At 57.1% G+C, this 12,773-nt stretch carries 8 protein-coding genes; 5 read left to right on the top strand and 3 right to left on the bottom strand.

Annotated elements, in window-relative coordinates; genetic code table 11:
- Window positions 1-104: 104 nt before the first annotated feature.
- A complete protein-coding gene (gene sbcC / locus ACH1XZ_RS19390) occupies window positions 105-3,245 on the bottom strand; it encodes an exonuclease subunit SbcC (RefSeq protein ID WP_395596782.1) in 3,141 nt (1,046 codons plus the stop codon).
- Window positions 3,246-3,247: 2 nt separating this feature from the next.
- Window positions 3,248-4,444, bottom strand: a complete 1,197-nt coding sequence (sbcD, locus tag ACH1XZ_RS19385; RefSeq protein ID WP_395596781.1) for an exonuclease subunit SbcD — start codon at window positions 4,442-4,444, stop codon at window positions 3,248-3,250.
- Window positions 4,445-4,635: 191 nt separating this feature from the next.
- On the opposite strand from sbcD, the gene phoB reads away from it, so the two are divergent.
- From phoB to malZ, 5 genes are all read left to right on the top strand, one after another.
- Window positions 4,636-5,325 (top strand): phosphate response regulator transcription factor PhoB, encoded by a 690-nt coding sequence (gene phoB / locus ACH1XZ_RS19380; RefSeq protein ID WP_035895131.1) that lies wholly within the window; start codon window positions 4,636-4,638, stop codon window positions 5,323-5,325.
- 21 nt (window positions 5,326-5,346) lie between these two features.
- Window positions 5,347-6,642, top strand: a complete 1,296-nt coding sequence (gene phoR / locus ACH1XZ_RS19375; protein ID WP_395596780.1) for a phosphate regulon sensor histidine kinase PhoR — start codon at window positions 5,347-5,349, stop codon at window positions 6,640-6,642.
- A 409-nt stretch (window positions 6,643-7,051) separates the two neighbouring features.
- Window positions 7,052-8,371 carry a branched-chain amino acid transporter carrier protein BrnQ gene (gene brnQ / locus ACH1XZ_RS19370; protein ID WP_395596779.1) on the top strand — a complete coding sequence of 440 codons (1,320 nt, stop codon included), beginning with the start codon at window positions 7,052-7,054 and terminating at the stop codon, window positions 8,369-8,371.
- 127 nt (window positions 8,372-8,498) lie between these two features.
- The gene (gene proY, locus ACH1XZ_RS19365; protein WP_395596813.1) at window positions 8,499-9,851 is read left to right on the top strand and encodes a proline-specific permease ProY; all 1,353 of its coding nucleotides are present in this window, start codon (window positions 8,499-8,501) and stop codon (window positions 9,849-9,851) included.
- Window positions 9,852-10,050: 199 nt separating this feature from the next.
- Complete coding sequence (malZ, locus tag ACH1XZ_RS19360; protein ID WP_395596778.1) at window positions 10,051-11,871, top strand: maltodextrin glucosidase; 1,821 nt, start codon at window positions 10,051-10,053, stop codon at window positions 11,869-11,871.
- Here the strand turns inward: malZ and ACH1XZ_RS19355 are convergent.
- A complete protein-coding gene (locus ACH1XZ_RS19355; protein WP_395596777.1) occupies window positions 11,865-12,767 on the bottom strand; it encodes a LysR family transcriptional regulator in 903 nt (300 codons plus the stop codon). The two genes, malZ and ACH1XZ_RS19355, sit on opposite strands and share 7 nt — an antisense overlap.
- Window positions 12,768-12,773 lie beyond the last annotated feature (6 nt).

The raw sequence follows: 12,773 nt of genomic DNA, 5'->3' as shown, positions 1-12,773 counted from the left end.
TTTGGTGTTTTCTGTAGGCCGTATAAGGCGTAGCCGCCATCCGGCAATGTGCACCGGAATGCCCGATGGCGCTACGCTTATCGGGCCTACATTAGGTAGAGAGCTTATTCAACCGCAAACATTTTATCCAACCGGCTATACCCCAACCCGTTAATCTTCTTCACCTTAATCTGCACCGGAATCCGCTCTTTCATCGCCTCCACGTGGCTAATCACACCGATGATCTTGCCGCTGGCGTTCAGCGTATCCAGCGCATCCAGTGCCGTGTCCAGCGTTTCACTATCCAGCGTGCCGAAGCCTTCATCGAGGAACAGCGAATCGATGCGCGTTTTATGGCTCACCAGGTCAGACAGCGCCAGCGCCAGCGAAAGGCTGACGAGGAAGCTTTCGCCGCCGGAAAGGGTACGGGTATCGCGCACCGCGTCCGCCTGCCAGGTATCGACCACTTCCAGCTCCAGCGCGTCGCTGACTTTACGCTGCAGCAGATAGCGACCGTGCAGGCGGCTGAGCTGTTCATTGGCGAGCCACACCAGATTATCCAGCGTCAGGCCCTGGGCGAATTTGCGGAACTTATCGCCCTCTTTCGAGCCAATCAGCGCGTTCAGATGCGCCCAGTCTTCCAGCGCGGCGCTGGCTTTTTCTATTTCCAGGAACAACGACTGCTGCTGCTGCCGATTCTCTTCGTCCTGCTTAAGCTGCTGGCGAAGTTCGCCCTGCCGCTCGCTGTTTTCACGCAGCTGACGGGAAATTTGCTGGAGCTGCATCTGAGCATCGGTCAGCGTAAGCGCGGCGTTCAGGGCTTCCGGGCGCAACGTCAGATGACGCTGTAACGCCTCATGAACCTGAGTAGCCAGGGTCTGGCGCTGCTGGTGCTGGGTCTCCAGCGTCTGTTTTAGCTGCTCCAGACGCTGACGTTCCTCGTTGTCCAGCAGGGCGCTAAGGAAGTCCTGGCGATCGCTAAAGTGGGACTCGGCAAGCGCCTGGTCGAAGGCCTGCTCGGCCTGCTGCAGGCGCTGTTTCTCCTGTGCCTCCTGAAGCTGGAGCGTGTGCCATTGGCTTTCCAGCGACACGCAATCATGGTGTACCTGCTGCCAGCCGTCGAGCGCAACCGGGTCGGCGTCAGTGGGGTCTTGTACCGGAGGCAGCGTTTCAAGCAGCGGCTGGATTTGCGCGAGCCGTTGTTGAATCTCCTGATGCTGTTTTTGCTGCTGCTGCCAGCGCTGGGTATCCGCCTCGCGGGAGGCTAGCCACTGACTCTCTTCGCCAGGTTGCGCTGGGGCAAGGCCGAAAGCGGAGAGCGTCTGGGTCAACGCCGTGGTGCGCTGAGCGAGTTCATCGTGTAATTGCGTATGCTGGGCGCGAAGATCGCGGATTTGCGCGTCGAGCGTCAGGCGCTGGCTGTAGTGATAGCGCTGCTGTTCAGCCTCGTCCTGGGCGGCGAGCCAACCGTTGATGTCGTCAGCGGGTTGTAGCGTGATCTCCAGCCCCTGAATCACCGTCTGCCACTGTGATGTAAGTGCTTGCTCTCGCTCAGAAAGCGTCTCTAGCTCCGCGTTTTCTTGCTGCTGCTGTTTTTCCAGCGCGGCCTGCTGTCCGCGCAGCGTGGCGCCTTCTTCCGCCAGTTGGGCGACCTCTTTATCCAGCGCATCGCGGCGGGCTTTGTTGACATCCGGGGTGAGTGCCTGATATTCCGCTAGCGCCGGGTGGCTGGTGGAGCCGCACAGCGGGCAGGGTGCGCCGGGCTGTAAACGCGCACGCTCGGCCTCGAGACGAACAATGGTCGCCTCCAGTTCGCAGATGGCATTAACATCGTCGCGCTGCTGCTTTTTCTCTTTATAGGTCTGACGAAGCTGGGTAAGTCCGGCGGTCAGTTTCTCCAGTTGCTGCTGGCGCTGTTGCTGAGCGTGCAGAAGTTGCTGGCGGCGCGCCTGGAGTGGAATGAACTGGGTGTGCAGCGCGCTAAGCTGCTGGCGCAGCGGGCGGGCCGCCGCGTGCTGCGTAATTTGCCCGGCAAGCTCTTCCTGAGTCAGCGTCAGGGCTGAAGGCGGTAGTTGAGCGAACTGTTTCTCCAGGTCCCTCAAACGTTGCGCTGAAGATTCTAACTGAGCGCGTTCACGAGCCTGTTGGCTAAAGGCGCTTCGCCAGCCGGTCAGTTCGCCCTGCCAATGCTGGATATGCTCATACTCCTGAAGCCATTGCTGAATCTGGCTTTGCGTACGCTGGAGTGAGGCGGCCTGCTGCTCGGCGCTAAGGCGAATACGGTCGCGAAGGCGGCGAGAGTCATGTAAGCGAGTATTTACTTGCTCTGTCTGCTGATGGGTTTTTGCCACCGTGGCAGCCTGCTCTTGCAGCTGAGTCCAGCGCGGGCGTAACGCCTCAGCAGGCTGTGCCCGGCTGAGCGTGGCGAGCTGTGGCTGTGCGGCTTCCAGCGCCTGTTTCGCGGTAATCAACGCCTGCTGATAGGTTTGCTCTTCTTGTTCAAGTTCCTGCTGGCGAACCAGCCACTGCTGATGCTGCGCGGCGATGGTCTGCTGCTGTTGCCACTGCTGTTCTTCAGAAGTAAGCGCCTGCAAACTCTGTGATAGGGTCTGCTGCTGCTCTTCGCTTAGCAGGACTACGCCGCTGGCCTGCGCCTGAAGCTTCTCCAGCTCGCCGCGCGCGTGTTTATGTTTTTCAAATACCTGCGCCGAGATCTGGCCGTAAATTTCGGTGCCGGTTAGCTCTTCCAGCAATTCGGCGCGCTCTTTCGGTTCGGCGTTGAGGAACGCGGCAAACTGGCCTTGTGAGAGCATCATTGAGCGGGTAAAGCGACCGTAGTCGAGGCCGGTCAGCGAGGCTGTCATCTCCAGCTTGTCTTTCACTTTGTCCGCCAGAATCTGCCCATTATCGCAGCGCGCCAGCTCGACGCGCGGCGCTTGCAGGTTGCCGTCCGGCTGGTTGCGGGCGCGGTTTTGGCTCCAGAAGGCGCGATAGGCCACGCCCTGAACTTCAAACTCCACTTCTGCCAGGCACTCGGCGGTGTCGCGGGTCATCAGGTCGTTTTGCGATTGGGAGACGTTACTTAAGCGCGGTGTCTTGTGGTACAGGGCCAGGCAGATGGCGTCCAGCAGCGTGGTTTTCCCCGCGCCGGTAGGGCCGGTGATGGCAAACAAACCATTGCTGGCAAACGGCTCCTGGGTGAAATCGATTTTCCACTCGCCTTTGAGTGAGTTGAGGTTTTTCAGGCGCAGGCTGAGAATTTTCACGGTTATTCCTCCTCGCCAAGACTGTGGAGCGTTTCATTAAACAACGTATGCAGGCGTTGCTGTTGCGGTGCTTCCAGCGTTTCCAGCGCCAGACGACGCTGGAATACCTCTTCCACGCTCAGCTCGCTCAGAGTTTCGCGCTCAAGGCTTGCCAGAATGCGCTGGCGCTGCTCGCGGCTGCGGCGCACCAGCAGCACGTCCACCGGCAGGTCGTCGGTAATAGTCTGGATTTTACGTTGAATATCATGCAGGTATTCGTCGCTGGTGATTTCGATATCCAGCCAGGTGCTTGGCTCTGCGGCGGCCTCGCGCCATTCGGCCAGTTGGGCGCTGATCTCATCAAAATCGCCTTTGATCACCGCCAGCGGCTGAGTGACCGGAACGGTCAGCGGCGCGACCTCGGCAAGCTTGCCGTCGGCGAAGCTCACCAGATTGACGCTTTTGGCTTTGCCGGTTTCATCAAAGCTGAGGGCGATAGGCGAACCGCTGTAACGGATATGCTCGCTGCCGCCGATTTTCTGCGCCCGGTGGATGTGGCCCAGCGCGATGTAGTCCGCCGGTGGGAAGTTTTGTGCCGGGAAAGCATCCAGTGTGCCAATATAAATGTCGCGTACCGCATCACTTTTGCTGGCGCCGACGGTGGTCAGATGGCCGCTGGCAATAATCGGCAGCGTGGCGTCGCCGCGCAGTTCGCAGGCCTGCTGGTACTGCTGCTGGTAGTAATCGGTAATGCTCGCCAGTACCTGCTGGACTTTTTCGCTGCCGGAAAGCCCCGCCTGGCTGGTAATAATGTCGCGCGGGCGCAGGAACGGCACCGGGCAGAATACCGCGCCGGGCGTGCCGTCGCGGTGGTTCAGGATAAAGGGTTCATGGCCCGCGCTGGCGATCACCGTGGTATTCAGAAATGAGAGGATATCGCGGGATTCATTCAGGGTTGCCACAGAGTCATGGTTGCCTGCCAGCACCACCAGATGGCAGCCAGTTTGTTGCAGATTAACCACAAATCGGTTGTACAGCTCACGCGCGTAGCTCGGCGGCGAGCCGGTATCGAAGATATCGCCCGCCACAATAATGGCATCGACCCGTTCGGTTTCGGCGGTTGCGAGCAGCCAGTGCAGGAAAGCCTCATGTTCAGCCGCGCGGCTCTTGCTGTAGAAGTTCTGGCCGAGGTGCCAGTCCGATGTGTGGATGATGCGCATAGCGGTTCCGTGAGAAGTGGCGTAAAGTTGATTATAAACATCAGCCTACGTTGAGGTCGATGAGCGCGTTTCGGCAGTGTCATAAACGGTAAACCGCGATCATCTAACGGTCATGTTTTTCATAAATCTGTCATAAATCTGACGCATAATGACGCCGTATATAATACTGATGTCTAAAAACAGGGCAAATAATGGCAAGACGTATTCTGGTCGTTGAAGATGAAGCGCCAATCCGCGAGATGGTCTGCTTCGTACTGGAACAAAATGGTTTCCAGCCGGTAGAAGCTGAAGACTACGACACCGCTGTCAGTAAACTGAATGAACCCTGGCCCGACCTTATTCTGCTCGACTGGATGTTACCGGGCGGTTCGGGACTGCAATTTATTAAGCATATCAAACGTGAAGCGCTGACGCGTGACATTCCGGTGGTGATGCTCACCGCTCGCGGTGAAGAAGAAGACCGCGTACGTGGCCTGGAAACCGGCGCTGACGATTACATTACCAAACCCTTCTCGCCAAAAGAGCTGGTTGCCCGCATTAAAGCGGTGATGCGCCGCATTTCGCCAATGGCGGTGGAAGAGGTCATTGAGATGCAGGGGCTGAGCCTTGACCCGACCTCTCATCGCGTGATGACCGGTGAAAACCCGCTGGATATGGGCCCAACCGAATTTAAGCTGTTGCACTTCTTTATGACGCATCCGGAGCGCGTGTACAGCCGCGAACAGCTGCTGAACCACGTTTGGGGCACTAACGTCTATGTCGAAGACCGTACCGTCGATGTGCATATCCGCCGTCTGCGTAAAGCGCTGGAACACAGTGGTCATGACCGCATGGTGCAAACCGTTCGCGGCACGGGTTATCGTTTTTCCGCCCGTTTCTAAATTTTGACAGGAGTGTGACGCGTGCTGGAACGGCTGTCATGGAAAAGGCTGGTGCTGGAGCTGATGTTATGCTGTCTCCCGGCCGTGATACTGGGACTGATTTTTGGTTATCTGCCGTGGTTTTTACTGGCGGCGGTGACCGGGCTGCTTATCTGGCATTTCTGGAATTTACTGCGCCTTTCCTGGTGGCTTTGGGTCGACAGAAGTATGACCCCTCCGCCGGGACGCGGCAGCTGGGAGCCCTTGCTGTACGGGCTCAACCAGATGCAGCTGCGTAATAAAAAACGTCGCCGCGAACTGGGTAATCTGATTAAACGTTTTCGCAGCGGCGCGGAGTCGCTGCCGGATGCGGTGGTGCTCACTACCGAAGAGGGCGCTATTTTCTGGTGTAATGGCCTGGCCCAGCAGCTGCTGGGGCTTCGCTGGCCCGACGATAGCGGGCAAAACATCCTTAACCTGCTGCGCTACCCCGAATTTACCCAACACCTCAAAAAACGCGAGTTCTTAAAGCCACTGCATCTGGTGCTGAACAGCGGTCGCCATCTGGAGATACGCGTCATGCCCTACACCGACCGCCAGCTGTTAATGGTGGCGCGCGATGTTACGCAGATGCACCAGTTGGAAGGCGCTCGACGCAACTTCTTTGCCAATGTTAGCCATGAACTGCGTACGCCGTTAACCGTGTTGCAGGGCTACCTGGAGATGATGCAGGAGCAGGTGCTGGAAGGAAACGTGCGTGAAAAAGCGCTGCACACCATGCGTGAGCAGACGCAGCGGATGGAAGGGCTGGTTCGACAGCTACTGACGCTCTCTAAAATTGAAGCCTCACCGACGCTGGCGCTCAATGAAAAAATTGATGTGCCGATGATGCTGCGGGTGGTAGAACGCGAGGCGCAAACGCTCAGCCAGCATAAGCATCAGTTCCATTTTGACATTGATGAGACGTTAAAAGTGTTGGGCAATGAGGATCAGCTACGTAGCGCGATGTCGAACCTGGTCTACAATGCGGTGAACCATACGCCGGAAGGCACGCTGATTACGGTGCGCTGGCAGCATGCGCCGCACGGCGCACTGTTCAGCGTGGAGGACAATGGGCCGGGCATTTCACCTGAGCATCTGCCAAGGCTGACCGAGCGTTTTTATCGCGTGGATAAGGCGCGTTCACGGCAGACCGGCGGCAGCGGTTTGGGGCTGGCAATTGTTAAACATGCGGTTAATCATCACGATAGCCGACTGGATATTACCAGCGAGCTCGGCAAAGGTTCGTGTTTCAGTTTCCTGCTGCCGGAACGTTTAATTGCCAGAAACAGCGAGTAATTTGGCGCTTGTCAGCTTAACTTTCCACAGACCAGCCTCGGTTGGTCTGTTTGCTTTGCAGTCAAGTAAACCCCGCGTGATTTACGAACGTCTGATTATTTTTTGTTCGCATGATTAGCCGGATGTTTTTCTTAAATCCAGTTAATACGTCTGCCTATTTTTTCACTATCAATATAATCATCTGGTTTTGCGATCCCGTGTTGCTTTAAAACGTTATAAGCGTTTAAATTGGCCCCCATGCAGTCGTAAACAGACTGTGTATTCGCGGTAAATCAAAAAACTATTCTTCTCTACGCCGCGAAGGGAGCATATCCCGCTGAGTTTATTGTCAGTTTCCTCTGCATCATTCCACAGGCGCTGACGCAATAAATTTGTTTTACAACACCACATCCACAGGCTGTAGTTACATATGACCCATCAATTAAAATCGCGTGACATCATCGCTCTGGGCTTTATGACCTTCGCGTTGTTTGTTGGCGCAGGCAACATCATTTTCCCTCCTATGGTTGGCTTGCAGGCCGGTCCTCACGTCTGGACTGCGGCTATTGGCTTTCTGATTACCGCGGTTGGCCTTCCGGTGCTGACCGTCGTCGCGCTGGCGAAAGTGGGCGGCGGCGTCGATAGCCTGAGCACGCCAATTGGTAAAGTGGCAGGCGTACTGCTCGCCACGGTCTGCTATCTGGCGGTTGGCCCGCTGTTCGCGACCCCGCGTACGGCAACCGTATCGTTTGAAATCGGTATCGCGCCGCTGACCGGCAGCGGTGAACTGCCGCTGTTCATCTACAGCCTCGTCTACTTCGCGCTGGTGATTCTGGTGTCGCTCTATCCGGGCAAACTGCTGGATACCGTGGGCAACTTCCTGGCGCCGCTGAAAATTCTGGCGCTGATTGTGCTGTCCGTTGCCGCGGTGATGTGGCCGGCTGGCCCAATTAGCCACGCGATGGAAGCCTATGAAACCGCAGCGTTCTCCAACGGCTTTGTGAACGGCTATCTGACCATGGATACGCTGGGCGCGATGGTGTTTGGTATCGTTATTGTTAACGCCGCGCGTTCCCGTGGCGTAACCGAAGCACGTCTGCTGACCCGCTATACCATCTGGGCTGGCCTGATGGCCGGTATCGGCCTGACGCTGCTGTACCTGGCGCTGTTCCGCCTGGGCTCCGACAGCGCGACGCTGGTCGATCAGAACGCCAACGGCGCCGCTATTCTGCACGCCTATGTACAGCACACCTTCGGCGGTGCGGGCAGCTTTATGCTGGCGGCCTTGATCTTCATCGCCTGTCTGGTCACTGCGGTGGGCCTGACCTGTGCCTGTGCTGAGTTCTTTGCGCAGTACCTGCCATTCTCTTACCGTACGCTGGTGTTTATCCTCGGCCTGTTCTCCATGGCAGTGTCGAATCTGGGACTGAGCCATCTGATTCAAATCTCTATTCCGGTGCTGACCGCGATTTATCCTCCATGTATCGCACTCGTAGTACTGAGTTTTACCCGCAATTGGTGGCATAATTCGGGCCGCGTTATTGCACCACCGATGTTTATCAGCCTGGTATTTGGTATCCTTGACGGCATCAAAGCTTCTGCCTTTGCAGATGTGTTGCCAGCGTGGACTACCCGTTTACCGCTGGCCGAGCAAGGCCTTGCATGGCTGATGCCGACGGTTGTGATGGCGGTTCTGGCGATTATCTGGGACCGTACAGCAGGTCGTCAGGTGACATCAAGCGCCCACTAACCGGCGTTGACATCAAGGTGTTTTAACCACGGAACGTGATGTTCCGTGGTTTTTTATTTTGGGTACTTTCACCTAAGTCGTTCGCGCCAGGCGCGATGATGATGGGTATGACATGGCACTGGAAACGATGGAAAACAACAAGCTGAAGCGCGGGTTAAGCACCCGACACATTCGCTTTATGGCCCTCGGATCGGCCATTGGTACGGGGCTGTTCTACGGCTCCGCCGATGCGATTAAGATGGCCGGGCCAAGCGTTCTGCTGGCCTATATTATTGGCGGCGTTGCCGCGTATATCATCATGCGTGCGCTGGGCGAAATGTCCGTGCATAACCCATCTGCAAGCTCCTTCTCACGCTATGCACAGGACAACCTGGGCCCGCTGGCGGGCTACATCACCGGCTGGACCTACTGCTTTGAGATCCTGATTGTGGCGATTGCTGACGTGACCGCCTTCGGTATCTATATGGGCGTGTGGTTCCCGGCGGTGCCGCACTGGATATGGGTGCTGAGCGTGGTGCTGATTATCTGCGCCATTAACCTGATGAGCGTGAAGGTATTCGGCGAGCTCGAGTTCTGGTTCTCGTTCTTCAAAGTCGCCACCATTATCATCATGATTATCGCCGGTTTTGGCATCATCATCTGGGGTATCGGCAACGGCGGGGAGCCAACGGGTATTCATAACCTCTGGAGCAACGGCGGCTTCTTTAGTAACGGCTGGCTCGGTATGGTGATGTCGCTGCAAATGGTGATGTTCGCCTACGGCGGTATCGAGATTATCGGTATCACTGCCGGTGAAGCGAAAGACCCACAGACCTCTATTCCGCGCGCGATTAACTCCGTGCCGATGCGTATTCTGGTGTTCTACGTGGGTACGCTGTTCGTCATTATGTCCATCTATCCGTGGAACCAGGTCGGTACTAACGGCAGCCCGTTTGTGATGACCTTCCAGCATCTGGGGATCACCTTCGCGGCCAGCATCCTCAACTTTGTGGTACTGACGGCGTCGCTGTCGGCGATTAACTCCGACGTGTTCGGCGTGGGTCGTATGCTGCACGGTATGGCGGAGCAGGGCAGCGCGCCGAAGGTGTTCGCGAAAACCTCCCGTCGCGGTATTCCTTGGGTAACGGTGATGGTGATGACCATCGCACTGCTGTTTGCGGTATACCTCAACTACATCATGCCGGAAAACGTCTTCCTGGTGATTGCGTCGCTGGCGACCTTCGCGACCGTGTGGGTGTGGATTATGATCCTGCTCTCGCAGGTGGCCTTCCGTCGCCGTCTGTCGGCTGATGAAATCAAAGCGCTGAAGTTTAAAGTGCCTGGCGGCGTGGCGACGACGATTGTCGGTATCGTCTTCCTGATCTTTATCATCGCGCTGATTGGTTATCACCCGGACACGCGTATTTCGCTGTACGTGGGCTTCGCGTGGATCCTGCTGCTGTTAGTTGGCTGGGCATTCAGAACCCGTCGCAGCAAATAATCTGCACTATCACGTAGCCCGGACGAGGTGCGTATGCACCGACTCCGGGTCTTTCCCGGCGTCGCTTCGCTCGGCCGAGCTACTTTCTTTTCCCTCTCTACCCTCCGCCCCCGTCCTCCTCCCTACAAAAATGTTCAAAAGATGATTAGGGTGCAATAGTCGTATGGCAAGGTGAGCTCACTTTGAGGATAGGGGATAGATGATGTTGAATGCCTGGCACCTTCCTGTTGCTCCCTTTATTAAACAGCAACAGGACAAACTCATTATCACGCTGTGGCTGCGTGGTGATGACCTGCCGCAGCGAGTGACGATGCGCTCGGAAGTTGATAACGAAGAGATGGCGCTACCGATGCGTCGCAGCGGCAAAGCGTCGCGTCATGATCTCGTTCAATGGCGCGCGGAAATTTGCCTGCATGAAGGCCAGCCGCGCCGCCGTTACGCCTTTAAGCTGCTGTGGGATGACCGCCAGCAGTGGTTTTCGCCAAAAGGCTTTAGCGCCTTTCCACCGGCCAAACTTGAACTCTTTGCCTTTGATTACCCGGACGCTGGCCCACAGTGGGTGACCGAACAGGTTTTCTATCAGATTTTCCCGGACCGTTTCGCCCGCAGCTCGTCGCGCAGCGACCAGCAGGATAAGGTCTACCATCATCATGCCGCCGGGCACGATATCGTTCTGCGCGATTGGGACGACCCGCTTACCGCTGAAGCGGGTGGCTCGACCTTTTACGGTGGCGACCTCGACGGGATCAGCGAAAAACTGCCGTACCTGAAAGCGCTTGGCGTGACTGCGCTGTACCTGAACCCGGTGTTTACCGCGCCCAGTGTACACAAGTACGACACCGAAGATTATCGTCAGGTCGACCCGCAGTTCGGCGGCAACGACGCGCTGCTGCGCTTGCGTCATAACACCCAGCGCGAGGGGATGCGCCTTGTCCTCGATGGCGTGTTTAACCACAGCGGGGATACTCACGCCTGGTTTGACCGCCATAGCCGCACGTCGAGCGGGGCTTGCCATCACCCGGACTCTCCGTGGCGCGACCACTACAGCTTCTCACCAGAGGGTAAAGCGCTCGACTGGTTAGGCTACGCGAGCCTACCGAAGCTGGATTATCAGTCTCAGGCGCTGATTGACGAAATCTACGGCGGCGAAGACAGCATTGTTCGCCACTGGTTGAAAGCGCCGTGGAATATGGACGGCTGGCGTCTGGACGTGGTGCACATGCTCGGCGAAGCGGGCGGTGCGAAAAACAACTTGCAGCACGTTGCGGCGATAACCGAGGCGGCGAAAGCCACCCGGCCGGACGCCTACGTGCTCGGCGAACATTTTGGTGATGCGCGTCAGTGGTTACAGCAGGACGCGGAAGATGCGGCGATGAACTACCGCGGCTTTACCTTCCCGCTGTGGGGATTCCTTGCCAATACCGATATCTCCTACGATCCGCAAAAGATTGACGCACAAACCTGTATTGCGTGGATGGAAGACTACCGCGCCGGGCTGTCGCATCAGCAGCAGCTACGCATGTTTAACCAGCTTGATAGCCACGATACGGCACGTTTTAAATCGCTGCTGGGCCGCGATGTCGCACGTCTGCCGCTGGCGGTAGTCTGGCTATTTAGCTGGCCCGGCGTGCCCTGTATCTACTATGGCGATGAAGTGGGGCTAGACGGTGATAACGACCCGTTCTGCCGCAAGCCGTTCCCGTGGGATGAAAGCAAGCAGGATAAAAATCTGCTGGCGCTCTACCAACGTTTAGCCGCGTTGCGTAAATCGACGCCTGCGCTGCGCCTTGGCGCTTGCCATGTGCTCTACGCGGCGGGAGACGTGGTGGTGTTCCTACGTGTGCTTGGCGCAGAGCGTGTGCTGGTAGCGATTAACCGAGGTGAGGCCTGCAATGTGACGCTGCCGGATTCGCCGCTGCTGAACGTTGCAGGCTTGCAGCGTCGCGAAGGTGAGGCGGAGCTTGCGGGTGAGGCGCTGGCGCTACCGGCTATCTCCGCGTCGGTGTGGACCGGTCACTGATAGAGACGGCGGATCTCAGCGCTGGTGAGCAGGGTTTCACGCCACCAGCGCTGGGCGAGCCCGTCGCTGCCGTTGCGCCAGGCCATATAGGCGACATCTTTCTGGCGAAACGAGTCTACCGTTTTCTCCACTAACTCTCCCGTTGCCAGCCACGGGCTGGCGATATGACGGGGGAGGAATCCGCAGCCCATCCCGGCGCGCAGTAGCGTCACCTTACTGTGAAAATCGTCAACGCGAATCTGCGGCTGCTCATCCATCAGGTTAGTCTGCAAAGGGTGGCATACCCGCGCGCTATCGCTTATCACTACCGCCCGATGTAAACAGAGCTGCTCGTTGGTTAAGCCTTCTGACGCGGTGGCCAGCGGGTGGTTTGGCGCGACCACAAACACGTTATCCAGCGTACCAAGCATACGGTATGACCAGGCGGCGGAGGTCGGCGGTTCGTTAATCGCGCCGAGGATAATATCCGCGCCGTTATGGGTGAGTTCTTCCCAGGAACCGGCCAGCGTATGGTGGGTAAAGTTGAGGCGCGTTTGTTTATTCAGGGCGTAAAAGGCATCGATCGTCGGCAATAGCGCGGCAAAGGGAAACGAGTCGTCTAGTGCTATCGCCAGCTCTTTCTCCCAGCCTGAGGTCAGCTGTACCGCCTGTTTTTCCAGATCTTTTGCCGCGTTGAGCAGCAATCGACCCTTTTCCAGCACCATCCGCCCGGTATCGGTAAATTTAGCCCGATGCCCGGAGCGGTCCAGCAACGTAATTTCCAGGTCGCTTTCCAGCTTTTGAATCATATAGCTAAGCGCGGCAGGCGTTTTGAACAGCGAATCAGCGGCGGCGGCGAAAGAGCCGTGTTTATCAAGGGCATCAAGAATGAGCAGTACGTCCAGATTGAGTCGCATAATGGA

The sequence above is a fragment of the Kluyvera chengduensis genome (assembly GCF_044197065.1).
GTDB lineage: Bacteria > Pseudomonadota > Gammaproteobacteria > Enterobacterales > Enterobacteriaceae > Kluyvera > Kluyvera ascorbata_C.
Note: the sequence above shows the minus strand (reverse complement) of the source record. Positions and strands in the feature narration are given on the sequence as shown.